The following is a 25,413-nucleotide window of genomic DNA, read 5'->3' on the forward strand; positions in this document are numbered from 1 at the left end:
TTGCCGCCATCTTTGGCACAGCGACGCGAATCTAATGCGAATCTACGATTGCGAACTTGTGACTCGGGACACTAGCTTCTCAGCAACGCCGGGCAAATCCCGCGCTGCATTTTGAGGAGAGCCACCATGCCGCTGATCACCGTGTCCTACACCTCGTCCCGCCAGTCGCCCTCGCTGAGGGCCGAGATCGCCAACGCCGTGTCCGAGCTCACAGCAAGGATCCTGCACAAGGATCCCAAGGTGACTGCCATCATCGTGAAGTCGGTCGAGGCCGACGACTGGTTCGCCGGTGGCAAGTCGCTCGCCGAGCAGAAGCTTGCCAGCTACTGGATCGACATCCACGTCACCGAAGGCACCAACACCAAGGACGAGAAGGCCGCTTATCTTGCCGCCATGTTCAAGCGCATGGCCGAGATTCTCGGGCCGCTGCATCCCGAGACCTATTTGCATGTCGACGAGGTCAAGGGCGATGCCTACGGTTTCGGCGGCCTCACCCAGGAACGCCGCTACATCGCCGGCAAGCTCGACGTGTAGCTGCAGGCGGCGTGAGGCTGCAAGCCGCGGGTAGAGCCATCTCACCCGCGGCCTGAGCGTCAGCTTGCTGCCCTGAACTGAACTTCGGAATTGTTCAGGAAGCACGTCTTGTCGAACAGCTTCAGATCCAGCGGATTTGGCAAGCGGACATCGTCGAGGTCGGGGCAGGGCTTGACCGCGGGATCGTAGGAACGATCGATCTGCGAGATGAAGGCGACGATCAGCCCCTTGTCGCGTGCGAACGATTTCAGCGCGCGAACCTGAACGGAGAGGTCGGGGTTTTCCCGCCTCTGGTCGAGCAGTTGCAGATAGTCGATCACCACGAACGTGCCGCGTGGTGCCGCGGCCATCTCCTTGACGATGTAATCGGCGCTGATGGCGTCGGAGCAATCGACATTGAAGAGCTCGCGGAATTGCGCGGGGTCCGCGCCGATCGCCTGGAAGCGCTCCAGAACATCCTTCTCGGTGTATTCGAGCGAGAAGAACGCAGCGCGATGGCCCGACCGCATGGCTTCCACGGCTAGTTCGAGGCTCATCAGAGTCTTGCCCTGGCCGGGGCGCGCGCCGACCAGCACCAAATCGCCGGGCCGGAATTGCGGAAACAGCCTGCCCGCCGGCGTGATGGCCGCGGCTTTCGCTGCGAGCATGCTCCAGGCGGAAAACCCTTCCGTCGTCGCGATGCGATCGAGTGCATCGTGCAGCGGAATGCCTTCCTCGCGGGACAGGCGCTTCGCCTTGCGCTTCAGATGATAGATCGGTGCAGACAATCTCATCGTCAAAACCTCCCATTGCGAGCAGAAAGCGCAATCCCTCCTTATGCCTGGCGCTCGAACAGTCGGCCGATGATCTCATCGCCCGGCATGAAGTCTGCTTTCCCGGCGGAGGGGGGAGGCGTGGGCGACACCTGACGCAAGCATAGCCGATTCCGCGACGAGCGGGGACTGCGCGCGGTTGGGCGCCACAAAAATGCTAGGCGGCCGCTTCCGGTACCAACGCTTTGGTCGGCCCGAACAGCTCCTCAAACGCCTGCCGAAGCGCGATGTCGACGTCAGCCATGGTCACGAGCTGGCCGAGATCGACCAGAGAGGTGACACCGTAGCGGGCGTCAGTGACGCCGCACGGCACGATGCCGGTGAAATGCGACAGCTCCGGCTCGACATTGATGGCGATGCCGTGGAACGAGACCCAGCGTTTCAGCCGCACGCCGATCGCCGCGATCTTGTCCTCGTAACCTTCGCCCTTGTCGGGGCGCCTGACCCAGACGCCGACCCGATCCTCACGCCGCTCGCCCCGGACGCTGAAGGCGGCGAGCGTGCGCAGAATCAGCTCCTCCAGGCTCGCGACATAGGCCCGGACGTCCGGCCGGCGGCGCTTGAGGTCGAGCATGACATAGGCCACCCGCTGGCCCGGCCCGTGATAGGTGAGCTGCCCGCCGCGTCCGGTGGCGAAGATCGGGAATCGGGGATCGAGCAGGTCGGCTTTCTTGCCCGAGGTGCCGGAGGTGTAGAGCGGGGGGTGTTCGAGCAGCCAGACCAGCTCCGCGGCCTCGCCCGCCGCAATGGCGGCGACCCGGGCTTCCATGGCGGCTACCGCCTCCGGATAGGGCACTGGCGCGTCCGAGATTCGCCACTCCACGGGCTGGCCGCGGGACGCCGAAAACGACGTCAAATCCAGCTCTTGGCGCGGGTTTTGGGGCAAATTAACCATTGGCTAACCATAACGTGGTGATCATTGCAGGCGCAAATGCCAAGGGCTTGTTCCAAGTCCTTGGTCCTTCGTCCCTGGTTGCGGCGGTCCTGACAGTGCCCACTCTCGATAAAGTCACCGTGGATCTCATGGTCGTCCTCGGGACGACCACGATGCCGATCCATCAAGTATTACGTCTTTCCCGCGGCGCCATCATCGAGCTGGACGCAACCGAGGCCGACGAGGTCAAGGTTTTGGCCAATAATCTGCCGGTCGCCTCCGGCGTCGTGCTGGTCGACCGCAACCGGATCGCGGTCGAGGTCAAGCAGATGCTGCCGCGCACGCCGGGCACGCGGTAGCGGCCCGGGGACCCGATAGGGCCGGGAGCACGCGGTCGCGGCCCGGCACACGGTAGGGGCACTGGGCCGGCGGTAAAGGCCGATTCGGGTGGAAGGCCAGGAACTTTCCTGCAAAGCTGTGGAATTCAGGGCCTTTGCAGGCTTGTACCCCTCTGATGGATTTGTTAGATCGGCGCCGTTGATCCGGCCGGCCTTCAAGCCTCAAGCCGGCATCCCCAAAGCGCTCGTGGCGGAACTGGTAGACGCGCTGCCTTGAGGTGGCAGTGAGTAAAATCGTGGGGGTTCGAGTCCCTCCGAGCGCACCACCTTCATCCCTTATTGTTGTTTGGGCTGGATTTCGGCGGCCGCCTCGTGCGCCGCCCATCGATCTGGCGGACCATGCCCGCAGCCGCCGGCAGGGATATCCGGCGGGAAGATGCTGTCGTAGATCGCACGCGCCTCGCGGATGAGGCGCTGCCGCTCAAGTTCGGATTTGGAGACGAAGCGGACGATTTTGGTCATTCGCGTTCCAAAACTTCGTTCGCGCGTCGCCAGACCGGAAACGGGTCTGCGAGCTTCGCCCATTCCGTGACGTTCATGGCCGGCCTGCCCGGAACAAGGCAGGCGTCCAGGCGTGCGCGGAGCGCGTTCTCGTCCATGCCCGCGCCGATGAACACGATTTCCTGGCGACGATCGCCATAGACGTCGTTCCAGTTCGCGCGCAACCGCTTGCGCCAGAACGGGTCGTCCGGCCAACGTTCCGCAGGCACGCTCGCCCACCAGAATCCAAGGGCCTCGGTGCGCGTGATCGCGCCGGCCTGGCTGATCTCGCCCAGCCATTGCGGCCGCGTCGCCAGCCAGAAATGTCCCTTGGCGCGAATGACACCGGGCCAGGGCTCTCGCACGAACTTGTCGAATTTTTCGGGATCGAACGGCCGGCGCGCCCGATAGACGAAGCTGCTCACGCCGTATTCCTCCGTCTCCGGCACGTGATCGGCAAAGCCGTAGAGTTCCTTGAACCAGAGTGGATGCGCTTGCGCCTTTTCGAAGTCGAACCGGCCGGTGTCGAGAATGCGATCGAAGGCGACCCGGCTGTGGTTGGCTTCGATCAACTCCGCTTCCGGATTGAGCGCGCGGATGATCTTTCGCGCTGCTTCGCGTTGTGCCGGCGAGGCGTCATCGACCTTGTTGAGCACGATCACGTCGGCAAATTCGATCTGCTCGACGAGCAGATCGACCAGCGTGCGCTTGTCGTGCGCCAGCGCTTCGCCGCGCTGCTCCAGGAAATCCGTCGATGAATAATCCCTCAGCAGATTCACCGCGTCGACCACGGTGACCATGGTGTCGAGGCGTGCCACGTCGGAGAGGCTTTCGCCGTCCTCGGAACGGAAGTCGAAGGTCGCAGCAACCGGCAGCGGCTCGGAGATGCCGGTGGATTCGATCAGCAGATAATCGAACCGGTCGTTTTCGGCGAGGGCGCGCACCTCCTTCAGCAGGTCGTCGCGCAGCGTGCAACAGATGCACCCGTTGGTCATCTCGACGAGCTTCTCGTCAGTCCTGGACAGGTTCGCATCGCCACCACGGACCAGATCCGCATCGATGTTCACCTCGCTCATGTCGTTGACGATTACCGCCACTTTCGGGCCGTGGCGGTTGTTCAGGACGTGGTTCAGCAAAGTGGTCTTTCCAGCCCCGAGGAAGCCGGACAAGACGGTGACGGGGAGTTTTTGCATGGAGATCGAACAGTCTTTTCAAGGGGATAGAGTGACGAGGGGGCATTGGGACCGGATATGTAATGTTATAACATTACATTCGTTGTCGGCGTCGTCGTCAAGCCGTTTTGCGGTTCAACTGAAGTTGCGAACGTTCAAGTGATTGTTCTTTGCCCCGTGGGAGCGGTCGGGGCAGGCAAAATGCCGGACAGCGGTGCGCCGGAGAACGGGCGACGCAGCCCAGCGTAGAAATCGAACTGAACGTCAAGCAGGTTGCATCACTGCGGCAAGTGCACCACCAGCCAGGCGCCCGCGGCCACACATGCGATGCCGGCAGCGCGCGCGATCCATCGTCCGACCGGCGTAACTTTCTCCAGGAGGACAAGCAGCGCTAGAACCGCAATCCAGAGCACGTTCATCACTCCGCCGACGAACAACAGCGCCATCAAAACCCAGCAGCAGCCGACACAATAGCCTCCGTGCCGAAGTCCCAGCAGCAGGCACCCGCGCAGGTCGCTGCGAAAGCCGCCATGGCGCATCAGGAACAGAAACGGCGACTGGCATTGGGCGAGACAGACGTCCTTCAACGGTGTCCATTGATAGACACCCGCCGCGACCAGCACGATGGCGCCGAGCAGGTTGCTTGCGAGCGCCATCCGGGAATCCAGCAAGGTGGCGCGCTCGACCGCCCATTGAAGAAAGGTGGCTGCCAGCGAAAAGCCGCACCAGGCAAGGAGATAACCGGTGGCAAACCAGCCGGTCGCGGCGAACGGCTTGCCTTGCGCTTTGCCCTGTCGGCCTACGCGGGCGTACATCAGGATCATCGGCGCGGCCGAAGGGGCCATCATTCCGATCATCATCACCGCCCACATCAGCAGCACGTAGGCGAACTCGAACGTTCGCCACGGCTCGCTCGTCGGCAGCATGATTCCGATCCCGGCCGGGATCATGCGGAATCCGGCCATGTCCATGCCGCCCATGTCCATGTCGTTGGCGAGCCAGAGCACATAGCTCCATGCCAGCCCGACAATGAGGCCGATCGCGCCGCCGACGATCCAGCGATCGCGACGCAGCACGGTTTCCAGTGGGCTGTCCGTCATTTGCGATCGAAATTGCCGGGCCTGACGCCGGCCGGTATCGGAAGTTTACATCACGCCTGGTTCGACCAGCGGATCGGCGCATAGAGGCCGTTCCTGCCGGAATTGTCCCAGCGCATGCCATGATCGCTGAAGGTATTGCCGGCGGCGCCGACGGCCATCACCATGGCATCGGGGCTGACCGGATGGCCGATGTTCGCCCACATCTCCCCGCTCGGATGCATGGTTGGCAGGGGATCGACGGACATGTGCAGGATGCCGGGAATTTCCGCGGACCGCGTCTTGCCGTCGATCCGGAACGTGATCGGGACCTTGCGCACCCCCAGGTTCTTGCTGATCAGCGGCGTGAACGCGGCCATCGGACCGCCGGCACCGCCGGTGAAGATCGCAGCCAGGGCCTCGGTCTGCTCATCGCTGGCGCGCTGATCGATATAGGCGGCGATTGACCAATCTCCGTCTGCCATGACCCCAGGTGCGTGGAGGACGACGAGGACATTAAGTCCATCCAGCTCGATGTCACCGTAGCGGCCGCTCTCGATGTGGAAGATCAGCGGTACGTTGCAGAAGCCTTCGGTCGGTCGTGCGGTCAACGGGGGCGCCGCCGACACCAGGCAGGGACACACGATGCTGCAACTGCAATTCTCGAAATAGTCACCGGAAAGGTGCCATGGGACATCTGCCATCGCTGTCTCCCGCTAGGCCGAACCCGATAGATGCTTTCGAACGAGCTACGCTTGGTTGAAAGTTACGCCGCGCGGCGGAGCCCCGCAATGGGGCTCGGCCGATTTACGGAAAAGTGCACCGATCAGCTGGAATTGCACCTGAACTCCAAACGCGACCGTCCTCCGAGCGTACCGAAGCCAATTTTCCCTTTGAGATCACGGATATCTTCTGGACGTGGTCCGGAGATGGCCGAGCCTACTGCGGCTCGATTCCGGCCGCTTTGATGATCCGTCCCCATTTGCCGATCTCGGCTTTCAGAAAAGCTTCGAGGGCTTCCGGCGTCGCGCGCTCGAGCTCGACCGGCGCCATGCTGAGCTCGGCAAAGCGGCTGATCAGCGCGGGATCCTTCAGCGCCGTCTGCAGTGCGCCCACGAGATGGTCGACGACGGGCTTGGGCGTGCCGCGCGGCGCGTAGAGGCCGTACCAGGTCGTGACATTGAACTCGGGAACGCCGGCTTCAGTCGAGGTCGGCACATCAGGCAGCGTCGCGACACGCGTCTTGCTGGTGATGGCATAGCCCTTGATCGTCTTCGACTGGATGTACGGCGTCGGCCCTGTCGCGGGATCGCAATAGACGTCGATGTGGCCTGCGATGACGTCGTTCAGCGCCGGTCCGCCGCCCTTGTAGTAGATCGGGGTGAGCTTGGTATCGGTGGCGCTCATGAACATCAGGCCGCAGAGCTGCGAGGCCGAGCCGAGACCGACATTGCCGAAAGTGACCTTGTCACCGGCATTGCGGATATGCGCGACCAGCTCGCCGAGATCCTTGGCTGGAAAATTCGGTCGCGCCACCAGGATCATCGGGACGTCGGTGACGAGCCCGATCGGGGCGAAATCGCCGACCGGGTCGAACGGCAGCTTGGCGTAGAGGGCAGGCGCGGTGGCCTGGCCGACATGCATCAGCAGCAGCGTGTAGCCATCCGCGGCCGCCTTGGCGACGCGGTTGGTGCCGAGCGTGCCGCCGGCACCGACGACATTCTCGATGACGATGGACTGTTTCAGCGTCGCGCTCATGGCGCTGCCGAGGATGCGAGCGATGACGTCGCCGGGACCGCCGGCGGAGAACGGCACGATCATCGTGACCGGGCGATTGGGAAAGTCGTCAGCGAGCGCTGCGCCGCAGGGATGAAGTAGGAGGAACAGGATCAGCGATCGTACGAGAAACTTCATCGAACACTCCCTGGCGGCATTGTTCTAGTCGTCGGAAGGCGCCGCCTCCTTGGCCGCCGACGATTTTTCGATCATGTCGAGCGCGGCCACCGCGGCCGCGTTGATGTGGTCGACGCAGCAACGCTCGGCGAGATCCGGATCGCCGTTCTGGATCGCACGCCAGATCGCGGTGACCTCGCGCAGACTCTTGTTGATCCGCTTCGGTTGCGACATCGAGGTGATCCGCAGCAGCTGGATGCGATCGTGCAGCGGCTTGAGCATGCGCTGGATAAACGCATTGCGGCAGCCGCCGATCAGCGCCGCGTAGAAATCGGTCTTGGCTTCGAGGCATCCGACGAGGTCTTGCTTGGCCGCGGCCGCCTTCAGCCGTGTCAGGGCGTCGCCGATCCGGCGTGCCACTTCGGGGTCGTGAAGCCTGGCGCATTCGCGGCCGGCGAATCCTTCGAGCACTGCGCGCGCCGCGTAGAGCTGCCGGGCCTCTTCGAGGCTGATCGTGGACACCACGGGGCCGCGGTGCGGAACCGTATTGACGAGCCCGTCGGCTTCGAGCGCACGCAGCGCTTCGCGGATCGAGGGGCGGCTGACGCCCATCATCTCGCAGAGCTCGCGCTCGACCAGGCGCTGGCCCGGCTTCAGCGTTCCCGACATGATCGCCTCACGCAGCTTCTGCGCCACCATCGCCCGGACGGTCGGGACGTCCTCGATGCGGAGTGTCGACTGCAATTCGTTGCGTCTTTCCATGTCCGGGTCCTGTTCGGGAAAACTCAGTACCGGTTTACAGGCAGAATCATCATTTCGGCAATTTGAACGTGGGCGGGCTGGTCGAGCGCGAAGACGATCGAGCGGGCGATATCGGCCGGATCGAGCGCCATCCTGAACTGGTCGAAATAGTCCTTTTCCTTCTGCTGATCGCCGCGGTAGCGGGTCAGGATGATGTTGGTCCGGGTCAGGCCGGGCTGCAGCTCGGTCACCCGGATCGCGGTTTCCGCCAGCTCGCCCCGGAGGGTCTCGGTGAACATGTGCACGCCCGCCTTGCTGGTGCTGTACGCCGCCATGTCGGGCACGATCCGCACCGCGTTGATGGAGCTGATGTTGACGATGTGGCCGGCGTTGCGCTGGACCATGCCGGGAAGGATCGCGCGCGTGACGCGCATCAGGCCGATCAGGTTGGTCTGGATGATGCTGGACCAGTCGTCCGCAGAACCGATGTCAAAGCGCGTCCGGCCGCCGATGTCGTGGCCGGCATTGTTGATGAGAACGTCGACCGGCTTGAAATGACCGGGAATGGCATCCGGCAGGCGATCGACGGCCGTTGCATCGCTGACGTCGAGCTGGATCGGAAACACCGCATCGCCCGCCGTCGCCGCCAGCTCTTCAAGCGCCTTGGCGTCGCGATCGACCAGCACGACGCGGCGGCCGCTATCCAGCAGTGCCTTGGTGATGGCGCGTCCCATGCCGCCGGCGGCACCCGTCAGCACCACGGTCTGGCCTGATTGTTCAGTCATCGCTGCACTCCCATTCCAGTTCTCATGCCACCGACCAGCCGCCGTCGATCGGCAGGCTGGCGCCGGTGATGTCGTTCGCGGCCGGACCGCAGAGGAAGACGACCATGGCGGCGACGGCGTCCATTTCGACGAAGCGCTGCGTCGGCTGGCGCTCGCCGAGATAGTCCCGCGTCACGTCCTCGACCGGACGATCGCTGGTCTCCGCCATCGTCGCGATCTTGTTCAGGATGGCCGGCGTCGGCAGCGTGCCTGGGCAGAGCGTGTTGCAGGTGACGCCGCTGCGTGCCGTCTCGATGGCGACGGCGCGGGTCATGCCTGCAATTGCGGTCTTGGTGGTGACGTAGTCGATGCGGTCCTCGACCGCGCGGCTGGAATAGATCGAGCCCATGTTGACGATCCGGCCCCAGCCGCGATGCTTCATCGCAGGCAGCGCTAGGCGGATGAGGTGGAACGGCGCCGACAAATTGACGGCGAGGGCCTCATCCCAGCGCTCGGGCGGAAACTGTTCGATGGCAGAGAAATGCCGCACGACGGCGTTGTTGATGAGGATATCGATCGCGCCGCAGCGGTCGAGCAGGTCCGCCATCATGGCCTCGATCGCCTCGCGCCCGGACAGATCGACGCCGGCTGCGATGACCTCGACGTTGAAGCGGGCGCGGAGGTCATCCGCGGCCTGCTTCGGCGCGACGAGATCGTGAAGGACGATATTAGCGCCTGCGCCGGCAAGCCCTTCGGCGATGGCGAGGCCGAGGCCCGCGGTCGCGCCGGTCACGAGTGCCCATTTGCCCTTCATCGCAGCCACGCTCCGCTACTTCTTGTCGAGCTCGGCGAAGACTTCCTTCGCGTTCCGGAACGCGTCCACGCCGGCCGGCACGCCGCAATAGATCGCGACCTGCATGAAGACCTCGCGGATTTCCTCCTTGGTCGCGCCATTGGCGAGCGCGCCGCGGACATGGGTCTTCAGCTCATGAGGACGGTTGAGTGCGCAGAGCATCGCCAGATTGAGGAAGCTGCGCGTCTTTCGTGTGAGGCCCTCGCGGCCCCAGACGTAACCCCAGCAATATTCCGTGGTGAGGTCCTGCATCGGCCGGTTGAACTCGTCGGCGGATGCGATCGCCTTGTCGACGAATTCGTTGCCGAGCACGCTCTTGCGGATTTCGAGGCCGCGGTCGTAGGTCGCTTTGTCCATTGTGGTCTCCGTTTCTTGGTTTGGCGCCGACAGCTCTCAGGTCAGCTCTCAGGTCAACTCTTGGGCCAGAACGGTTTTGCCAGCGCGAGTTCGGGCGGGAACACCGTCACCGGCACGCCGGCTTGCCACTGCACGATGGTCATGCCGGCGCCGACGCGGCGGCCCTTCTCGTCGAACTTGATCTCGCCCAGCGGGTAATATTTCGAGGGGCCGCCATCCATGGTGCGCAGCGCTTCGCCGACGGCGACGCGATCGGCCTTGCCGGCCTTCTCCAGCGCGTCCTTGATCACCCACATGTCGCCATAGGTGGAGATCGCGTTCTGCGTCATCCACGGCTCCTTGTAGCGCGTCTTCAACTCGGCGATCAGCGCCTCATGGCCCTTGGCGCCCCAACTGGCGACGCACGTCAACACGCCCTGGAGCAGTTCGGGGCTGACAGTCTGCAGCATGTCCGGCTCGGCGATCGCGATGCCGAACGAGATCGTCGGCACCTTGCCCTGGCCGAGGCCGAATTCGTTCATCTTCTCGAGCAGCAGTTTTGCATCCGAGATCACCGTCGGCAGGAAGAACAGCAGGTCGGGCTTGGCCGAACGGATCTTCTGCACCAGCGACGTCGCATCCGCCAGCGGCGGCGTGAACGTCTCGTCGACGATCAGCTGCAACTGGTTCTCCGCCAGCAGGCCCTCGCGCATCGCCTTGGCCGAGGCGATCGAGGCGCCCGTGTTGTCGGTGAGGATCGCGACCGTCTTCGGCCGCTTGCCTGAGGCCGTCTCCGCCAGCTTGATGAGCTGGGGCAACGCCTGCCGTGCTTGCGACCCCGCGGTGGCGGCAGTCTGGAACACGTATTTGAATCCGCGCTCGGTGATGAGATCCGAGTAGGAGAGGGTGAGCATCGGCAGGTTGGCGCGCTCGGTCACCTCGGTCACCGCGAGGGTGAACGAGGACAGATAGGCGCCGCTCGCCGCGACCAGATCGGTCTCCTGCGCCACCATGCGCTGCGCCGCGTTCTTGGCCTTCTCGGTGGTGTCGCCGGAATCGAGCACGACGAGCTTCAGCTTGGCGCCGCCGAGCGCCTTGACGCCGCCTTGCGCGTTGATGTGATCAATCGCCATCTCGGCGCCTTCGCGCATCACCGTTCCCGGGCGGGCATAGAGCCCCGAGATCGGCACCAGCAGGCCGACCTTCACTTCAGAAGGTTGCTGCGCCCAGCCGGCGCGGGACGCGATCAGCGTGCCGGAGGCGCCGGCCAGCAGGGTTCGCCGCGATATCGTGATCTTGCTTTTGGCAGTCATGACAGTCTCCTCCCCAGGATTTGCGCGACGCCTAGGATTTCTTCGGCCAGAACGGCTGCGCCTGCGCGAGCTCGGGCGGATAAACGGTGACAGGCACGCCCGATTGCCATTGCACGATGACGACGCCGGCGCCGACGCGGCGGCCCCTCTCGTCGAATTTGAGCTGGCCGCCCGGGTAATATTTCGACGGGCCGGCATCCATGGTGCGGAAGGCCTGCGCGACCGCGTTGCGGTCGGCCTTGCCGGCCTTCTCCAGCGCTTCCTTCATCAGCCACATGTCGCCATAGGTCGAGATGACGTTCTGGGTCATCCAGGGCTCCTTGTATTTGGCCTTGAGCTCGGCGATCAGCGCCTCGTGGCCCTTCGAGCCCCAATTGGCGACGATGGTCATGATGCCTTGCACCGTCTCCGGGCTCACGCTCTGCAGCATGTCGGGCTCGGCGATGGTGATGCTGAAGGACACGGTCGGGATCTTGCCCTGGCCGAGGCCGAACTCGCTGATCTTCTCGAGGCCGAGCTTGGCGTCCGAGACCGCATTGGGCATGAACAGCAGCAGATCGGGCTTGGCCGAGCGGACCTTCTGGATCAGCGGCGTCGCATCCGACAGCGGCGGGGTCCAGACTTCCTCGACCACGAGCTGAAGGCCCTCCTGCGCGAACAGTCTTTCCTTGAGCGCCTTGGCGGTGGCCACCGACGTTGCGGTGTTGTCCATCAGCATCGCCACGGTCTTCGGCTTCTTGCCCGAGGCATTCTCGGCCAGCTTCATCAGCGTCGGCAGGCCGAGCTCTGACTGGCGGCTCGCGGTCGCTGCGGTCTGGAAAATGTATTTGAAGCCGCGGTCGGTTAGCAGGTCCGAATAGGACAGCGTCAGCACCGGCAGCTCGGCGCGCTCGGTCACCTCGGTGACCGCCAACGTGAAGGAGGACAGATAGGAGCCGGTGGCCGCGACCAGATCAGGCTCCTGCGCCACCATGCGCTGCGCCGCGTTCTTGGCTTTCTCGGTGGTGTCGCCGCAGTCGATCACGACCAGCTTCAGCTTGGCGCCGCCGAGCGCCTTGATGCCGCCCTGCGCGTTGATGTGTTCGATGCCCATCTCGGCGCCCATCTTCATCACCTGGCCGGGGCGGGTGTAGATGCCCGACAGCGGCACGATCAGTCCGACCTTGATCTCGCCAGGTGCCTGCGCGCGGGCAACGCCGGCGAGGCCGACGGCGGCGGCGCCGGAGAGCACGGCGCGACGACTCAGTCCTTTTGAAGTCTTGTTCATTTTGTTTCTCCCTGATCTCTGTTTTTTGTGTTGGTCACATGCCGAGATAGGCTTTGCGCACGCGGTCGTCGGCGCGCAGCGTGGCGTTGTTGCCTTCGAGCACGACATGTCCGGCTTCGAGGACATAGCCGTGGTCGGCGGATTCGAGCGCCTCCGCGACGCGCTGCTCGACCAGCAGCATGGTTAGCCCGGACTGGCGCCGGATTTCGATCAGCCGCTCGAAGATGAAGTCCGCGGTCGAGGGCGCGAGCCCCATCGAGGGCTCGTCCAGCATCAGAAGCTTCGGGGAGGAGGCGAGGCCGCGGCCGATCGCGAGCATCTGCTGCTGGCCGCCGGACATCGTACCCGCGAATTGATCGCGGCGCTCCTTCAGCACCGGCAGCCATTCGAAGATGCGCTCGATATTGGCTTGCCAGTCGCGGCGGCCGCTCTCGGTCATCGCGCCCATTTCCAGATTCTCCATCACGGTCAGGGACGGGAAGACCTGGCGTCCCTCCGGGACGTGGGCGATGCCGAGATGGGCGCGCTGCGGCGGCGGCACTGCGAGCAGGTCGACGCCGTCGAACGTGATCGCGCCGCCGCTGGGCTTGACGATGCCGGAGATCGTCTTGAACAGCGTGGTCTTGCCGGCGCCGTTGGGTCCGACGATCGCGACGAACTGGCCCGCGCCGACATTGATCGAGACGTCGTTCAGGACGGGCTTGGCCGAATAGCCCGCGCTCAATCCCTCAATTCGCAGCATGGCCCACCCACTTTTTGCCGAGATAGGCCTCGATCACGCGGTTGTCGCGCGTCACCACTTCCGGCAGGCCTTCGGTGATGACGGCGCCGTGGTCGAGCACGAGGAATCTGTCGACCAGCCGGACCATCGCCTGCATGGTGTGCTCGATGATGGCGATGGTGATGCCATCGCGCGCGAGCTGCTGGATCACGGCCACGACCTCGTCCGCCTCGCCGTGGCCGAGGCCCGCGAGCGTCTCGTCGAGCAGCAGGATGCGCGGCTGGCCGGCGATCGCGCGGGCCAGCTCCATCAGCCGCAGTTCCTTGGTCGAGAGCTCGCCGGCGACACGGTCAGCCACGGCAGACAGCCCGACGCGGGCGACCGCGTCGGCGGCCAGCTTGCGGGCTTCATCGTCGGTGCGGGCGCGCACATAGGCCCCGACCACGACGTTGTCGAGGATCGACATGCGCAGGAACGGCCGCATCACCTGGAAGGTGCGGCCGATGCCGGCCTCGCAGATCACGTGCGGCCGCTGGCCCGACATGTTGCGGCCGTCGATCAGCACCTCGCCCTGGCTGGGCTTGAGGAAGCCGTTGAGGAGATTGAACAGCGTGGTCTTGCCGGCGCCGTTGGGGCCGATGATGCCGAGGATCTCGTTCTTGTGCAGCTTGAAGCTGACATCTTGCGCCGCCTTCAGGCCGCCGAAGGAGCGCGAGAGGTTCTTCACTTCGAGGACGACCTCGCCGGTGGCGGCACGCTGCCGGGAGGCGGGCTTCAGGGCCGTCACGTTGGCAGCTGCTGCTTCCGCGGTATCACTGACCGCCGCCTTGGGCGCGCTCCGCTTGCGCAGGAGATCGCGCAGCTTCCAGAACAGGCCTTCCGGCGCCAGCAGGATGACGCAGACGATGGCAATACCGAAGATGACGCCCTGAATGCCGGGGATGCGCGCGCCGGCTTCGGCGTGCAGGATCTCGGCGAGCGGGATCAGGATCACCGAGCCGATCACCGGGCCCCAGACCGTGCCGACGCCGCCGAACATCGCGACCGTCAGCGCCTGCGCCGACACCAGCATGCCGAACACCGATGCCGGGGTCACGACCAGCAGCACCTGCGCGTAGAACCCGCCGATGGCGGCGGCGATCGCCCCGCTCAGCGTGATCGCGCGCAGCTTCCAGGCGAGCGTATTGATACCGGCCGCCTCGGCCGCAGCCTCGTTTTGTTTGATCGCGAGCAGCGCCATGCCGAAGCGCGATCGCTCGATCACCTGCGTCAGCACGATGGTGGCGAGCATGAGCGCCAGCCCCAGCAGCGTGTAGAGGTGCGGATCGGCGAACTGCATATAGGCGATCGGCGCCTCGCGCTTGATCGGAAGCGTCACCTCCTGGAAGCCGAGCCATTCGAACACGTAGAGAATGGCGAGCGGGTAGGCGAGCATTGCCAAGGCGAAGTAGTGGCCCTGCAGGCGGAAGGTCGGAAAGCCGATCAGGAGCCCGGCGATGCCGCCGAGCATGGCGGCGACCGGAATCAGCAGCCAGGGCGAGATGTCGAAATAGATCTGGCCGAGCGCGGTCGCATAGGCGCCGATCCCGAAGAAGGCGGCGTGGCCGAATGAGATCAGGCCGGTGTAGCCGCTGAGCAGATTCCACGACAGCCCGAACACCGCCCACACCGGCACCAGCGTCAGGATCAGCTGGTAGTAGGAGTTGGTGACGCCGAGCGACACGACCGCATAGGCGAGCGTGAAGAGCAGGGGAGGCAGAAAGGAGCGCATCCGGAGCATGGTCACGTCCTCTCCACCATGCGCCCGAAGAAGCCTTGCGGGCGGAAGAAGATGATGAGGAGGAAGACGGCGAAGATCGCGGCGTTCTGCAATTGTGTCGGCAGGATCAGCGTCGACATCTGCTGCACGAGGCCGATCGTCATGCCGCCCCAGAAGGCGCCGATGATGCTGCCCATGCCGCCGAGCACGACGCCGGCATACATGACGATGACGTATTCGAGGCCGACGAAGGGGTGGAACGGGTAGTTGGTGGCGAGCAGGCCGCCGGCAATCGCGGTGATGCCGCAGCCGAGTGCGAAGGCGGTGCGATGCGCGCGGTCGACGTCGATGCCCATATAGGTCGCAGCCGTCGGATTGTCCGCGGCGGCGCGGAGCGACTTGCCGATCCGCGTGCGCGTGATCAGCAACGAGAGCAGGATCATGATCGCCAGCGAGACGATCATATCGATGCTGCGGGCCTTGTTGAGGAAGATGCTCATGTCGAAGAAGGGCCCGAGCTCCCACGCCGAGCTCGACAGCGGCGTACGGATCGAGGCCAGCACCGAGCCGAACACGATGAGGCCGCCGTTCTGCAGGATCAGCGCGATGCCGAGCGTGAGGATGAGCTGGGCGTAATGGCCTTCGCCTTCGAGCGAGGCAGTACGTGTCCCGGAGACGTGCGAAATCAAAGCCAGATGCACGAAATAGCCGAACACGGCGAGCACCGGCCCGGCCAGCAGGATGGCGACGAAGGGCCCCACGGCATTGCCGAACAGCGTCTGGATGCCGGCGGCGGTGAAGAGATAGAAGGCGGTGTACATGCCGAGCATCATGAAATCGCCATGGGCGAAGTTGATGACGCGCATGACGCCGAAGATCAGGCCGAGCCCGACGCACATCAGGCCATAGACGGCGCCGATCAAAAGCCCCGCGGCGAGCGCTTGCAGAAAGCCTTCCATCAGCCTGGCCTCCGAGTATCGGCTTGCCGGCAGCCATGCGCCGATGGCACTACTAAGCTGGTCTCGAAATCGACCATGTTTCCCCCGTACTCTCCGGCACTTCTCATGATGCCGGTCGTAAAGCCCGTTCCGTTGCGTTCAGGCGGCACTGCGCTGCGATGTCGCCTGCATTGCCGAGCTGCTCGCAATCGTCGATGAGTTGCTCGAGCCGCCGCACGCGATCCTCGCCGAGGCCTCCGGCTGCCGAGCTGCGAAAGCGTGCGCGAATATCTGCAGGTGTTGCGGCGATGACGTCGGGCAGAGCGTGCCGGATGGTCCGGCCGCCGCGCAGCTGCACGGACACTTCCGCACCCTGCTTGCCGGGGAAGGCGGCGGTGAAGGCGGGATCTGTCGTGAGATCGGTGACCGAGATCAGGCGGATGATGTCGGCATCATCGAGCTCGGCGTAGTTCTCTTCCTCGATCTCGCCCCGCGCCAGCGTCGCCGCGACGCTGAAGGGAATGCTCATCTTGGCCTGGAGCGCGTTCCGGTAGGGACCCATGGAATCGCAGCCGGGATAGCGAACCGCAGCGTCGGGCGCGCGGATGACGACGTGGTCGATCTCGTCGGTGCTGGCGAGCTCGTGCGAGACGCGCAGCGCGGCCTGTGCCGCTGTCTGCGCGAAATTGCAGGCGGGAACCGGCTTGTTGTAGACGGCCATGATCTCGCACTCGCCATTGGGGAAGAGCGCGATGCTCTCCGGCGCGGGCTGGCGGCGATAGGCGGCGAACAGGCCGGCTTCGCCCTCGAGGATCGTTTCCGAGCCGAAGGCGCCGGCCGCGGCAAGGCCAATTGCCCTGATCGCATTGCCCGCGGCAAAGCCGGGATGGAAATACATGTCGGAGCCGCCGGCATGCGGCCACTCGTTGAGACCACTGGAGGTATTGGCCGCGATCGCGATGGCGCTGGTCGCCTGGGCCTCGGAGAGGCCGAGCGCGAAACTTCCCGCGAGCGCTGCGCCCAGAGGGGCCACGAGGCCCGTCGGGCGATAGAGGCGTGCGAGGTCCGAGGTCAGCAGCGCGCGGCCGATCCGCGCGCCGGTCTCATAGCCGATGATGGCGGCCGCGAGCAGCCTGTCCCCGCGCAGCGGCGTCTGTTCCGACAGCGCGAGCAGGGCCGGCCAGATCACGACGCCGTGGTGCGCGATGCTGGCCGCATGCATGTCTTCCCGCACGAGGCCGTGCCCCATGACGGCATTGGCGAAGGCTGCGTCGGCCGGCGAGGAGAGCTGCGACGTCCCGATGATCGTTGCGCTGCCGCCGGCCTGCGCAATCGCAACCGCCTGGCGGCTCCAGGGATGATGGCCGGCCTCGAAGGCGCAGGACAGGAAGTCGAGCAGGCAGAGCTTTGCCTTGGCAATGACGTCCGGCCCGAAATCACCAATATCCAGCGCAAGCACGCTCCGCGCCATCTGGCGCGCAAGCGGGACCTTGCCTGATGCGGTCGGACCGATCGTCATCGCGGGTCGCTCTCCCTGAAAAGCGTGCGCGATCAGCCGCGCATCTCGACCCCGGCCCACTCCTCGAGCACCTTGGCGATCGAGGTGAAGTCGGATGAGGCGCCGTATTTGGCGTTGGTGATCGCGAGCATCTGCCGCACCACCGCGCCGCAGACCATCGGCACGCCCATCGCCTCGGCCTCGTCCACGCAGAGACGAACGTCCTTGTAGGAAAGGCCGGTGGCGAAGCCGAAATCGAAGGTGCCGGGCAGCACCGCGCGGGGGAATTTGTCTTCGGAGGCGCTGTTGCGGCCGCTGCTGGCGTTGATGATGTCGATCAGCACCTTGGCGTTGACGCCGCCCTTGACGCCCATCGCGACGGCTTCCGAGGTGATCACGAGCGCTGCGGCCGCCATCAGGTTGTTGGCGAGCTTGGCAGTCTGCGCCACGCCGGGCTTGTCGCCGGTGTAGAACAGCTTGCCAAAGTTCTTCAGGATCGGCTGCACGATGTCGTAAGTCGCCTGCGGGCACGAGACCATCACCGCCAGCGTGCCGTTGACGGCGCCCTTGATGCCGCCGCTCACGGGCGCATCGACCAGGGTCATCCCCTTGGCCTTCAAGCCTTCCGCAACGAGCTTCGCAGCGCCTGGACCCGACGTCGAGAGATCGATGACGATCTTCGCACGGTTGCCGCTGCCGATGCCGTCCTGGCCGAGCGCAACGGCCTTGACGATGTCGGGCGTCGGCAGGCTGGCGAGCACGATGTCGGAGCGTGAGGCGACGTCGGCCGGCGAGCTGGCGAGGAGCGCGCCGCGCTTGACCAGCGGCTGAGTCGCCTCGGCCTGCGTGTCATAGACGACGAGCGAATAGCCCGCGTCCATCAATCGTCCCGCCATCGGACCGCCCATGCGGCCCGTGCCGATTACGCTGAGAATCTCTCCCGCCATCGTCTGCTCCCTGTCGCGCGATCCCGTGACGGGCGCGCCTTCTTGATCTCGTTGGTCGATCGTTGTCGCCGGCCGGCCGTCTCGGCCGCCGTCGTCGTGGCAGCGGGGTCCCGCGCCAACGGGCCGGATTGTTATGATTGTCAGACAAGCTGTCAAGCATAACATTTTGGGGGTCGACAGTTTGCCGCGGATCGGCATAAGGTTCGAACAAAATGAGGAAGACGCCCCGCGTGCCGCCAGTCCCAATTCCGAGTGTGAGCAAGACGCTCGCCGATTTCGTCGCTGCCTCGTCATGGACGGACGTCGAGGCGCAGAGCCTTGAGGCGCGGCGATCGATTCTCAATTTCTTCGCGACGGCGCTCGGCTCCGCGCGCGATCCTGTCGTGATCGCGGCGATGCGCACGCTGTCGCCGTTCACCGGGGCCGCGACATCGACGGTCATCGGTCACTCGCAGCCGATGGATGCGTTGTGTGCATCATTTCTCAATGCCATCTCGGCCAATCTGCTCGACTTCGACGACACCCATCCCGAGACAATCATTCATCCGGCCGCGCCGGTTGCCGCGCCGATATTGGCGCTTTCGGAGATGCGCAAACTGTCGGGGCGGGATGTCTTGACCGCGTTTATTCTCGGCGTGGATGTGGAGTGCCGCATCGGCAATGCAGTCTCGCCGCGCCACTACGCGCGCGGCTGGCACATCACCTCGACCTGCGGGATTTTTGGCGCGGCGGCGGCGTGCGCGAAACTATTGGGCCTGCCCGCTGCGGGAATCGCAAACGCGATCGGGCTTGCGGCCAGCCAGTCGGCGGGCAATGTCGAGAACCTGCCCAGTGCCGCCAAGAATGTCAGCGTGGGCAACGCGGCTCGGAACGGATTGTTCGCGGCACTGCTGGCGCAGCAGGGCTACGAGGCATCGCCCCGCGCCATCGAGGGTCCGCTCGGCTGGGCGCGCACCATGGGTGACGAGCCCGATATTGCTCGCCTGCTCGACGGTCTCGGCAAGACCTGGGAGATTGCGAAGAACACCTACAAGCCGTATCCCGCCGGCATTGTCTTTCACGCGGTGATCGACGCCTGCCTCTCATTGCGCGAGCGCATTGGCGGGCGGGTCGACCAGATCGAGTTGGTGACGGTGCAGGGCTCGGCGCTGCTGCTCGCCCGCGGCGATCGCCCGGTCAATAACGAGCGCGATGCGCGCGTCAGCATCCATCATTGCGTGGCTTGCGGATTATTGCTCGGCGCGGCCGGGGTCGCCGAATTCGCGCATGAGACGGTGGTCCGGTCCGACATCGCGCAGCTGCGGCAGAAGGTCAGGGCGGTGCTCGATGGCGCGATGCCGGATGGCGCCGCGCGCGTGACGTTGCGCCTGTCGTCCGGTGAGGTCCTCACCGAGACCGTGATCGCGCCGCGTGGCAGTCTCGCCGCGCCGCTCACAGATCGCGACCTCGAGGCCAAGCTGCGCGATGGCGTGCGGACAGGTCGAAGCGATTGGGATGCGGACCGCGTCATCGACGCGATCTGGCGGCTCGATTCGGTCGACGACGTCGGCAATTTCCTGCAATCGCTGCGACCGGCATCGCGCTAATCAACTTCCAACTCAACTCTCTCAAGACCTGAAAGGGACGATCATGAGCAAGACCGAACTGTTCGAAAAGGGCCTCAAAGTTCGTAAAGAGGTGCTCGGCGAGGACTACGTCAACAAGTCGATTGCCGGGGCCGACGAGTTCACGCGCACCATGGCGGAATGGTCGACCGAATTCTGCTGGGGTGCCTTGTGGACGCGGCCCGGTGTCGACCGGCGCACGCGCTCGATCGTCAATCTGGCGATGCTCGGCGCACTGAACCGGCCGCATGAGCTGAAGCTGCACGTCAAGGGCGCCCTGAAGAACGGGCTGACCAAGGAGGAGATCAAGGAGATCCTGCTTCAGGTCGCGGTCTATTGCGGCGTTCCCGCCGGCATCGACGCCTTCCGCAATGCGCGCGAGGCCTTCAACGAGGTCGACGCGGCGGGTTCCTGAGCAAATCCATGGCTGACCCGGACTACGAGCTCTTTGCCATCCGCTACGCAACGCGGGAGGCGCAGCGGAGCGAGCACTTCATCAGCGGCGATCCGCATGACGGACCGATGCCGATGGACTATTTCGTGTGGCTGGCGCGGGGAGGCGGGCGCAGCTTCGTCATCGACACCGGGTTCAACGCGGAAGTGGCCAGGCAGCGCAGGCGGAGTTTCCTGCGCTGCCCGGTGGAGACGCTTGCCGCGTTCGATATCGACCCCGCCGACGTCGGGGACGTGATCCTCACCCATCTGCACTACGACCATGTCGGTAATTTCGACCGATTTCCGAACGCGCGATTTCATCTGCAGGAACGCGAGCTCGCCTATGCCACCGGTCGCTATATGCAATATCCGAGATTGTCGCATTCGTTCGAGGTCGAGGACGTCTGCGGGATCGTGCGGCTGAATTACGCGCGCCGGGTGCTGTTCTACGACGGCGACGCCGAGATTGCGCCCGGGCTGACGGTCCATGCGGCGGGCGGCCATTCCGCAGGCCTTCAATTCGTCCGCGTCAACACACGCCGCGGCCCTGTCGTGCTCGCCTCCGACGTCAGTCATTTCTACGAGAACATGACGAGCGAGCGCCCGTTCACGACGGCGTTTCATGTCGGCGACATGCTTGTCGGCTTCGACAAGCTGCGCGCCGCGGCGCCTGACGCGGACCACATCGTCCCCGGCCATGATCCGCTTGTCATGAAGCTCTACCCGGCGCCAAGCCCGGAGCTGAATGGGATCGCGGTTCGCCTCGACGTGGCGCCGGCCGCAACGCCGGCGTAACCGCGCGTCGCGGGTTCCAAGTCTGCCTCTGCACCGCGGCGGTTCGGAACCAAAGCCTTCGCCTTCGCATTCGCAATGGATCGCCGAATGCGCTTGATGGTGGAGGACGATGAGGGACAGCACGTCGGAAGTGGCCGAGATCAGGGAGGCCGTTCACCTCTGCATCGACATGCAGAACATTTTCGCCCCCGGCGGTCTGTGGGCGACGCCGTGGATGGAGCGTGTTCTGCCGACCATCGCCTCGATCGTTGCGCGCCACCAGGCCAGAACCATCTTCACGCGCTTCATCACGCCGCAGGATCCGGAAGATCGCCCGGGCCAGTGGCAGAGCTATTTTCATCGCTGGAGCCAGGCCACGCGCAAGCATCTGCCGCCATCCGCGCTCGAGCTCGTGCCCGCACTGAGCAAGTTCGTTCCGCCGGCTGCAATGATCGACAAGCCGGCCTATTCCGCATTCAGCAATCCCGCCCTCGCAGGCCGGCTGATCGACAAGAACGTCGGCACGGTCGTGATCTCGGGCGCCGAGACGGACGTCTGCGTGCTCTCGACGGTCCTGAGCGCTGTCGATCTCGGCTTCAGGGTCGTGATCGTCGAGGACGCCTTGTGCAGCTCGTCCGACGTCGGGCACGACGCGCTCATGACGATGTACCGCACCCGCTTTCACGGCCAGGTCGACCTGGTGACAACGGAAGAACTGGCCGAGTTCTGGCGGGAGTAGGGGGCGATCCGCTCAATTGACGTTGTCGGCGAGCATGTTGCGGACGGCCGTGGCGACGGCCGAAATGCCGCTCGCATCGTGCATCAGCGCGATCTCGCCCTGCTGGGCGTGGCGAATGGCATGCGCCATGACGCGCAGCCGTGGGTCTCCGCCACTGCGCCACATCCGGTCGGCCATCCTGGCCGCGCCCATGTGATGCTTGCTCATGGTCTCGACGAACACCGCATCGAACCGGTCCGCCGGCGCGGCCTTGACCTGTCGCATCTCGGCCTGAGCCAGGAAGCCCGGCATGGCGGCACGCTCTTCGGTGCTGCAGTCGGGCATCTCCGTGTCGAACCAGCTCAGCCACCAGTTCTCGAAAATCCTGATCTCGCCGGCCTGGCTCGCGACCATCAGCATCGCGAGCTTGCGCAGATGCGGGCCCTGGGCGCGCTCCACGGCGATCCGGGCCAGCTCGATACCCTGGGCATGATGCGCCGTCATGTGACGGATATAGGTCTGCTCCGCATCCCTGTCGCGGCCCATCCAGGGCGGCTCGTAGCCGTGGCTGCCGAACAACGCGATCGCGCCGAGCAGCGCCACCACGACCACCGCACCGGTGATCCAGGCATTGGTGAAACGGATGTCGCGCTCGGCTGCAGCGCCGCGCCTCCAGCGCAACCGGGCGAACAGAGGATACATCAGGGCCGAGGTGCCATGAACGAGCAGGCCGATCCAATAGGGCTGCTGCAGCGTGAACAGCGGCTGCCAGAACGGAAACAGCGGCACCAGCACGAACCACTCCGTGGCTGACGAGAACGCGGCCCAGGGCAGCGCGAGCAGCAGGATGGTCGCCGGCCGCAAGTCGGCGGTCCAGCGTCCGAGCACACCGAAGAACACCAGCGCCCAGGAAAAATCCGCCCATTGATGAAAGGCGATCCCGGTCAGGATCGCGCTCGATGACGGCTCTGCGCTGATCGCCCAGTCGCGCGCGGGAATGGCAGCGACCGTCATCCAGTCGACCGCGGCATCGCGGCCGATCCGGGCGGCGAAGAGCTGGCTGACGATGGTCGAGAAGGTGCTGCTGATCAGGCCGAGCGCGACGGCGGCAATCCAGCGCGAACGTCGTCGTCGCCCCTTGACCCGCGACAGGCCTTCGTCGGTGCGCCGCACTGCATTGGCAAGTGCTGGTCGCGGCTCTGCGTTCACGTCAGCTGCTTGAGCTTCTTCAGCGGGTTGAGCTTGCTCGGCCTGTCCTGTTCGTCACGGCCGCGCTCGGCCTCGGCCTTGCCGGCGTCGTGCAGATCCTGGTCGCCGATGATCTCGCCGACGGCTTGTCTGGTCTTGCCGACGATGCGTTGCTGGAGTGCCTTCGTCTTGCCCATGGCTTGTCTCCGAGGTGACCTGGCTTGTCTCCGAGGTGACCTGCCTCCAGACCCACGCCGCTAACCCCGGCGCCTGAAGGGGCGGTGAGCGCCGGGGTCGCGGTTTCGTGCAGTCTGCCTCCGGCAGGGGGGACGTCGGAGGCGTTGATCAGACTCTCTGGCTCGCGGATGGTTCCTCGCGGCCCTCAGCGCGGATCGAGCACGATGTTCACGCCTTCATTGCCCCGGAGCCGTGCTTCACCTCGTCAGGCCTTGGCCATGCCTTGGTCATGCTTTGGCGGGCGCAGCAATCTGCCTGGCCGCTGTTCTGACGCTCTCGATGCCCTTGGGGAAGCCGCTGCGGTTCGGATAAAGCTTGCGCCGTGCCTCGCGCGGCGGCCGCCTCGGCTTGGTGTCCTGCGCGGCGCGGTAGTCGAGCATGGCGATGCCGCCGACCATCAAGAGCGCCAGCGCGATGTTGCCCTTCTTGGGATTGTCGATTGTCAGCCCCGACAGCAGTGCGGCGGCATCGAGACCGTCGCCGCCGACGCGGGCCCACAGGCCGGCGTTCTTGTCGACCGACAGCGACATGATCCCGGCCAGGATCTCGCGCACGCCGAAGGCGCGGACCATGGTCTCATGGCCTTCCATGCCCAGCGTTTCCGTGACGCGTCTCGGCGCGAAGAATTCGACGACGCCAAGTCCGATGCTGAACCAGCCGAGCGCGCGGGCGAGCTGGTCTTCCGGCCGCTTCAGGCTCGGCCCGCCCTCGACAATCTTCGGGTCGCCCTTGGTGCGGACGATGTTGGAGAAATGAAACATGGCTTGCTCCTTCAGGGCCTCAGCACGACCTTGACGCAGGAGTCGCGCTTGTCGCGAAACACCTGGTACATCTCCGGTCCTTGTTCGAGCGGCACGGTGTGGGTGATGACGAAGGAGGGATCGATCTCGCCCTCCTCGATGCGGCGGAGCAGATCGTCGGTCCAGCGGTTGACGTGGGTCTGGCCGGTCCGCATCGTCAGGCCCTTGTTCATGAATGCGCCCATCGGCAGCATGTCGGACAGGCCGCTGTACACGCCAGGCACCGAGATGATGCCGCCGGGCCGGCAGACATAGATCATCTCGCGCAGCACGTGGGGCCGGTCGCTTTCCGCCATCACCATCTGCTTGGCGCGGTCGAGCAGTGTGTCGGGCAGGGAGGCCATCACGTGCGATTCCATGCCGACGCAGTCGATGCACTTTTCCGGTCCCCTGCCGTCGGTGAGATCGTTCAGCCGCTCCACCACGCTCTCGGTTTCGAAGTTGATGGTGGTGGCGCCGCCGGCTTCCGCCATGCTGAGCCGCTCGGGCAGGCAGTCGATCGCGATCACCTGGTTGGCGCCGAGCAGGATGGCGCTGCGGATCGCCATCTGCCCCACGGGACCGCAGCCCCAGATCGCGACGGTGTCGGTGGGCTCGATGTCGCATTGCACGGCGGCCTGCCAGCCGGTCGGGAAGATGTCGCTGAGGAATAGCAGCTGCTCGTCGGGAATGCCCGGTGGCACCTTGATGTGGGTGGCATCGGCATAGGGCACGCGGAGATATTCGGCCTGGCCGCCTGGATAGCCACCGGTCAGATGCGTGTAGCCGAACAGGCCGGCTGTCGTGTGTCCGAACACCTTGTCGGCCAGATGGCGCTTGCGGTTGGTGGTCTCGCACACGGAAAAATTGCCGCGCTTGCACTGGTCGCATTCGCCGCAGATGATCGTGAAGGGCACGACGATGCGGTCGCCCTTCTTCAGCTTGCCGTCGACGCCGGAGCCGACCTCGACCACTTCGCCCATGGTCTCGTGGCCCATGATGTCACCGGGCAGCATGCCCGGAATGAAATTGTGGAAGAGGTGCAGGTCGGAGCCGCAGATGGCGCAACTCGTGACCTTGATGATGGCGTCGCGCGGGTCCTGGATCTCCGGATCGGTGACGGTGTCGCAGCGGATGTCCTCCTTGCCGTGCCAAACCAGCGCCTTCATCTTTCCATTCTCCCGACTGAACCAGTTTGGCATCTAAGTCGAGGGGTGAACGATGGTTGCTACGCCGCGCAAATTCTTCGCACTGCACCGGCTGGCGCAAATCGCAACGCGGATAGGAACGAGAGCGCAGGGC

28 protein-coding genes and 1 tRNA gene are annotated in these 25,413 nt (G+C 64.9%); 7 read left to right on the plus strand and 22 right to left on the minus strand.

What is annotated here, in order from left to right:
* The first annotated feature begins 126 nt into the window (after window positions 1-126).
* Window positions 127-534, plus strand: coding sequence for a tautomerase family protein (locus XI03_RS05690; RefSeq protein ID WP_271591582.1), 408 nt, complete (start codon window positions 127-129; stop codon window positions 532-534).
* Between the two features lie 59 nt (window positions 535-593).
* On the opposite strand, the gene XI03_RS05695 is transcribed toward XI03_RS05690, so the two are convergent.
* On the minus strand, window positions 594-1,307 hold the full coding sequence (locus tag XI03_RS05695; protein ID WP_271591583.1) for a DNA helicase: 714 nt from the start codon (window positions 1,305-1,307) through the stop codon (window positions 594-596).
* Between the two features lie 196 nt (window positions 1,308-1,503).
* Window positions 1,504-2,241 (minus strand): lipoyl(octanoyl) transferase LipB, encoded by a 738-nt coding sequence (gene lipB, locus XI03_RS05700; protein ID WP_271591584.1) that lies wholly within the window; start codon window positions 2,239-2,241, stop codon window positions 1,504-1,506.
* A 95-nt stretch (window positions 2,242-2,336) separates the two neighbouring features.
* On the opposite strand from lipB, the gene XI03_RS05705 reads away from it, so the two are divergent.
* The gene (locus XI03_RS05705; protein WP_011088012.1) at window positions 2,337-2,579 is read left to right on the plus strand and encodes a FliM/FliN family flagellar motor switch protein; all 243 of its coding nucleotides are present in this window, start codon (window positions 2,337-2,339) and stop codon (window positions 2,577-2,579) included.
* Between the two features lie 220 nt (window positions 2,580-2,799).
* Window positions 2,800-2,884: transfer RNA gene (locus tag XI03_RS05710), tRNA-Leu, on the plus strand.
* A gap of 10 nt (window positions 2,885-2,894) precedes the next feature.
* On the opposite strand, the gene XI03_RS05715 is transcribed toward XI03_RS05710, so the two are convergent.
* The 16 genes from XI03_RS05715 to XI03_RS05790 all read right to left on the minus strand — a co-directional run bounded on the left by XI03_RS05715 (window position 2,895) and on the right by XI03_RS05790 (window position 18,670).
* A complete protein-coding gene (locus tag XI03_RS05715) occupies window positions 2,895-3,080 on the minus strand; it encodes a hypothetical protein (RefSeq protein WP_271591585.1) in 186 nt (61 codons plus the stop codon).
* Window positions 3,077-4,291 (minus strand): zinc metallochaperone GTPase ZigA, encoded by a 1,215-nt coding sequence (gene zigA, locus XI03_RS05720; protein ID WP_271591586.1) that lies wholly within the window; start codon window positions 4,289-4,291, stop codon window positions 3,077-3,079. The genes XI03_RS05715 and zigA overlap by 4 nt, the downstream gene beginning before the upstream one ends.
* 257 nt (window positions 4,292-4,548) lie before the next feature.
* On the minus strand, window positions 4,549-5,370 hold the full coding sequence (locus XI03_RS05725; protein ID WP_271591587.1) for a DUF2182 domain-containing protein: 822 nt from the start codon (window positions 5,368-5,370) through the stop codon (window positions 4,549-4,551).
* A 50-nt stretch (window positions 5,371-5,420) separates the two neighbouring features.
* The gene (locus tag XI03_RS05730) at window positions 5,421-6,050 is read right to left on the minus strand and encodes a DUF1326 domain-containing protein (protein ID WP_038949978.1); all 630 of its coding nucleotides are present in this window, start codon (window positions 6,048-6,050) and stop codon (window positions 5,421-5,423) included.
* 235 nt (window positions 6,051-6,285) lie between these two features.
* Window positions 6,286-7,260 carry a tripartite tricarboxylate transporter substrate-binding protein gene (locus XI03_RS05735; RefSeq protein WP_271591588.1) on the minus strand — a complete coding sequence of 325 codons (975 nt, stop codon included), beginning with the start codon at window positions 7,258-7,260 and terminating at the stop codon, window positions 6,286-6,288.
* A gap of 24 nt (window positions 7,261-7,284) precedes the next feature.
* Entirely contained in the window at window positions 7,285-8,001 is a 717-nt protein-coding gene (locus XI03_RS05740) for a GntR family transcriptional regulator (protein WP_038949975.1), read from the minus strand.
* Between the two features lie 23 nt (window positions 8,002-8,024).
* The gene (locus XI03_RS05745) at window positions 8,025-8,765 is read right to left on the minus strand and encodes an SDR family oxidoreductase (RefSeq protein ID WP_038949974.1); all 741 of its coding nucleotides are present in this window, start codon (window positions 8,763-8,765) and stop codon (window positions 8,025-8,027) included.
* Between the two features lie 22 nt (window positions 8,766-8,787).
* Window positions 8,788-9,558 (minus strand): SDR family oxidoreductase, encoded by a 771-nt coding sequence (locus XI03_RS05750; protein ID WP_271591605.1) that lies wholly within the window; start codon window positions 9,556-9,558, stop codon window positions 8,788-8,790.
* 15 nt (window positions 9,559-9,573) lie between these two features.
* The gene (locus XI03_RS05755) at window positions 9,574-9,954 is read right to left on the minus strand and encodes a carboxymuconolactone decarboxylase family protein (protein WP_028137140.1); all 381 of its coding nucleotides are present in this window, start codon (window positions 9,952-9,954) and stop codon (window positions 9,574-9,576) included.
* A 53-nt stretch (window positions 9,955-10,007) separates the two neighbouring features.
* The gene (locus tag XI03_RS05760) at window positions 10,008-11,246 is read right to left on the minus strand and encodes an ABC transporter substrate-binding protein (RefSeq protein WP_028140569.1); all 1,239 of its coding nucleotides are present in this window, start codon (window positions 11,244-11,246) and stop codon (window positions 10,008-10,010) included.
* Window positions 11,247-11,277: 31 nt separating this feature from the next.
* Window positions 11,278-12,513 (minus strand): ABC transporter substrate-binding protein, encoded by a 1,236-nt coding sequence (locus tag XI03_RS05765; protein ID WP_271591589.1) that lies wholly within the window; start codon window positions 12,511-12,513, stop codon window positions 11,278-11,280.
* Window positions 12,514-12,547: 34 nt separating this feature from the next.
* The gene (locus tag XI03_RS05770; RefSeq protein WP_028140567.1) at window positions 12,548-13,255 is read right to left on the minus strand and encodes an ABC transporter ATP-binding protein; all 708 of its coding nucleotides are present in this window, start codon (window positions 13,253-13,255) and stop codon (window positions 12,548-12,550) included.
* Window positions 13,242-15,014: a branched-chain amino acid ABC transporter ATP-binding protein/permease gene (locus XI03_RS05775; RefSeq protein WP_271591606.1), complete on the minus strand. Its 1,773-nt coding sequence runs from the start codon at window positions 15,012-15,014 to the stop codon at window positions 13,242-13,244. Before XI03_RS05775 ends, XI03_RS05770 begins: the two co-directional genes overlap by 14 nt.
* A 2-nt stretch (window positions 15,015-15,016) precedes the next feature.
* Window positions 15,017-15,952, minus strand: a complete 936-nt coding sequence (locus XI03_RS05780; protein WP_028140565.1) for a branched-chain amino acid ABC transporter permease — start codon at window positions 15,950-15,952, stop codon at window positions 15,017-15,019.
* A gap of 103 nt (window positions 15,953-16,055) precedes the next feature.
* Window positions 16,056-17,450: an MmgE/PrpD family protein gene (locus XI03_RS05785; protein WP_271591590.1), complete on the minus strand. Its 1,395-nt coding sequence runs from the start codon at window positions 17,448-17,450 to the stop codon at window positions 16,056-16,058.
* A gap of 32 nt (window positions 17,451-17,482) precedes the next feature.
* Entirely contained in the window at window positions 17,483-18,670 is a 1,188-nt protein-coding gene (locus XI03_RS05790) for an NAD(P)-dependent oxidoreductase (protein ID WP_333935493.1), read from the minus strand.
* On the opposite strand from XI03_RS05790, the gene XI03_RS05795 reads away from it, so the two are divergent.
* The 4 genes from XI03_RS05795 to XI03_RS05810 all read left to right on the plus strand — a co-directional run bounded on the left by XI03_RS05795 (window position 18,589) and on the right by XI03_RS05810 (window position 21,928).
* Complete coding sequence (locus tag XI03_RS05795; protein WP_271591592.1) at window positions 18,589-19,962, plus strand: MmgE/PrpD family protein; 1,374 nt, start codon at window positions 18,589-18,591, stop codon at window positions 19,960-19,962. The two genes, XI03_RS05790 and XI03_RS05795, sit on opposite strands and share 82 nt — an antisense overlap.
* A 43-nt stretch (window positions 19,963-20,005) precedes the next feature.
* Entirely contained in the window at window positions 20,006-20,395 is a 390-nt protein-coding gene (locus XI03_RS05800; protein WP_008557256.1) for a carboxymuconolactone decarboxylase family protein, read from the plus strand.
* 8 nt (window positions 20,396-20,403) lie between these two features.
* Window positions 20,404-21,210, plus strand: coding sequence for an N-acyl homoserine lactonase family protein (locus tag XI03_RS05805; protein WP_271591593.1), 807 nt, complete (start codon window positions 20,404-20,406; stop codon window positions 21,208-21,210).
* Between the two features lie 109 nt (window positions 21,211-21,319).
* On the plus strand, window positions 21,320-21,928 hold the full coding sequence (locus XI03_RS05810; RefSeq protein WP_038949966.1) for a cysteine hydrolase family protein: 609 nt from the start codon (window positions 21,320-21,322) through the stop codon (window positions 21,926-21,928).
* Window positions 21,929-21,940: 12 nt separating this feature from the next.
* Here the strand turns inward: XI03_RS05810 and XI03_RS05815 are convergent, their stop codons facing one another.
* The 4 genes from XI03_RS05815 to XI03_RS05830 form a co-directional block, all read right to left on the minus strand.
* The gene (locus XI03_RS05815) at window positions 21,941-23,116 is read right to left on the minus strand and encodes a DUF305 domain-containing protein (RefSeq protein WP_271591594.1); all 1,176 of its coding nucleotides are present in this window, start codon (window positions 23,114-23,116) and stop codon (window positions 21,941-21,943) included.
* Window positions 23,113-23,292 (minus strand): hypothetical protein, encoded by a 180-nt coding sequence (locus tag XI03_RS05820; protein ID WP_028140558.1) that lies wholly within the window; start codon window positions 23,290-23,292, stop codon window positions 23,113-23,115. The genes XI03_RS05815 and XI03_RS05820 overlap by 4 nt, the downstream gene beginning before the upstream one ends.
* Window positions 23,293-23,559: 267 nt before the next feature.
* A complete protein-coding gene (locus tag XI03_RS05825; protein WP_028140557.1) occupies window positions 23,560-24,093 on the minus strand; it encodes a hypothetical protein in 534 nt (177 codons plus the stop codon).
* A gap of 11 nt (window positions 24,094-24,104) precedes the next feature.
* Complete coding sequence (locus tag XI03_RS05830; protein ID WP_028140556.1) at window positions 24,105-25,280, minus strand: zinc-dependent alcohol dehydrogenase; 1,176 nt, start codon at window positions 25,278-25,280, stop codon at window positions 24,105-24,107.
* Window positions 25,281-25,413 lie beyond the last annotated feature (133 nt).

It is taken from the genome of Bradyrhizobium sp. CCBAU 65884, assembly GCF_028128835.1.
GTDB lineage: Bacteria > Pseudomonadota > Alphaproteobacteria > Rhizobiales > Xanthobacteraceae > Bradyrhizobium > Bradyrhizobium ottawaense.

What these genes read in the sequence shown, in the direction of transcription:
- XI03_RS05690 (WP_271591582.1), top strand. Translation starts at nt 127, where the DNA reads ATGCCGCTGATCACCGTGTCCTACACCTCGTCCCGCCAGTCGCCCTCG.
- XI03_RS05695 (WP_271591583.1), bottom strand. Translation starts at nt 1,307, where the DNA reads ATGAGATTGTCTGCACCGATCTATCATCTGAAGCGCAAGGCGAAGCGC.
- lipB (WP_271591584.1), bottom strand. Translation starts at nt 2,241, where the DNA reads ATGGTTAATTTGCCCCAAAACCCGCGCCAAGAGCTGGATTTGACGTCG.
- XI03_RS05715 (WP_271591585.1), bottom strand. Translation starts at nt 3,080, where the DNA reads ATGACCAAAATCGTCCGCTTCGTCTCCAAATCCGAACTTGAGCGGCAG.
- zigA (WP_271591586.1), bottom strand. Translation starts at nt 4,291, where the DNA reads ATGCAAAAACTCCCCGTCACCGTCTTGTCCGGCTTCCTCGGGGCTGGA.
- XI03_RS05725 (WP_271591587.1), bottom strand. Translation starts at nt 5,370, where the DNA reads ATGACGGACAGCCCACTGGAAACCGTGCTGCGTCGCGATCGCTGGATC.
- XI03_RS05730 (WP_038949978.1), bottom strand. Translation starts at nt 6,050, where the DNA reads ATGGCAGATGTCCCATGGCACCTTTCCGGTGACTATTTCGAGAATTGC.
- XI03_RS05735 (WP_271591588.1), bottom strand. Translation starts at nt 7,260, where the DNA reads ATGAAGTTTCTCGTACGATCGCTGATCCTGTTCCTCCTACTTCATCCC.
- XI03_RS05740 (WP_038949975.1), bottom strand. Translation starts at nt 8,001, where the DNA reads ATGGAAAGACGCAACGAATTGCAGTCGACACTCCGCATCGAGGACGTC.
- XI03_RS05745 (WP_038949974.1), bottom strand. Translation starts at nt 8,765, where the DNA reads ATGACTGAACAATCAGGCCAGACCGTGGTGCTGACGGGTGCCGCCGGC.
- XI03_RS05750 (WP_271591605.1), bottom strand. Translation starts at nt 9,558, where the DNA reads ATGAAGGGCAAATGGGCACTCGTGACCGGCGCGACCGCGGGCCTCGGC.
- XI03_RS05755 (WP_028137140.1), bottom strand. Translation starts at nt 9,954, where the DNA reads ATGGACAAAGCGACCTACGACCGCGGCCTCGAAATCCGCAAGAGCGTG.
- XI03_RS05760 (WP_028140569.1), bottom strand. Translation starts at nt 11,246, where the DNA reads ATGACTGCCAAAAGCAAGATCACGATATCGCGGCGAACCCTGCTGGCC.
- XI03_RS05765 (WP_271591589.1), bottom strand. Translation starts at nt 12,513, where the DNA reads ATGAACAAGACTTCAAAAGGACTGAGTCGTCGCGCCGTGCTCTCCGGC.
- XI03_RS05770 (WP_028140567.1), bottom strand. Translation starts at nt 13,255, where the DNA reads ATGCTGCGAATTGAGGGATTGAGCGCGGGCTATTCGGCCAAGCCCGTC.
- XI03_RS05775 (WP_271591606.1), bottom strand. Translation starts at nt 15,014, where the DNA reads ATGCTCCGGATGCGCTCCTTTCTGCCTCCCCTGCTCTTCACGCTCGCC.
- XI03_RS05780 (WP_028140565.1), bottom strand. Translation starts at nt 15,952, where the DNA reads ATGGAAGGCTTTCTGCAAGCGCTCGCCGCGGGGCTTTTGATCGGCGCC.
- XI03_RS05785 (WP_271591590.1), bottom strand. Translation starts at nt 17,450, where the DNA reads ATGACGATCGGTCCGACCGCATCAGGCAAGGTCCCGCTTGCGCGCCAG.
- XI03_RS05795 (WP_271591592.1), top strand. Translation starts at nt 18,589, where the DNA reads ATGAGGAAGACGCCCCGCGTGCCGCCAGTCCCAATTCCGAGTGTGAGC.
- XI03_RS05790 (WP_333935493.1), bottom strand. Translation starts at nt 18,670, where the DNA reads ATGACGAGGCAGCGACGAAATCGGCGAGCGTCTTGCTCACACTCGGAA.
- XI03_RS05800 (WP_008557256.1), top strand. Translation starts at nt 20,006, where the DNA reads ATGAGCAAGACCGAACTGTTCGAAAAGGGCCTCAAAGTTCGTAAAGAG.
- XI03_RS05805 (WP_271591593.1), top strand. Translation starts at nt 20,404, where the DNA reads ATGGCTGACCCGGACTACGAGCTCTTTGCCATCCGCTACGCAACGCGG.
- XI03_RS05810 (WP_038949966.1), top strand. Translation starts at nt 21,320, where the DNA reads ATGAGGGACAGCACGTCGGAAGTGGCCGAGATCAGGGAGGCCGTTCAC.
- XI03_RS05820 (WP_028140558.1), bottom strand. Translation starts at nt 23,292, where the DNA reads ATGGGCAAGACGAAGGCACTCCAGCAACGCATCGTCGGCAAGACCAGA.
- XI03_RS05825 (WP_028140557.1), bottom strand. Translation starts at nt 24,093, where the DNA reads ATGTTTCATTTCTCCAACATCGTCCGCACCAAGGGCGACCCGAAGATT.
- XI03_RS05830 (WP_028140556.1), bottom strand. Translation starts at nt 25,280, where the DNA reads ATGAAGGCGCTGGTTTGGCACGGCAAGGAGGACATCCGCTGCGACACC.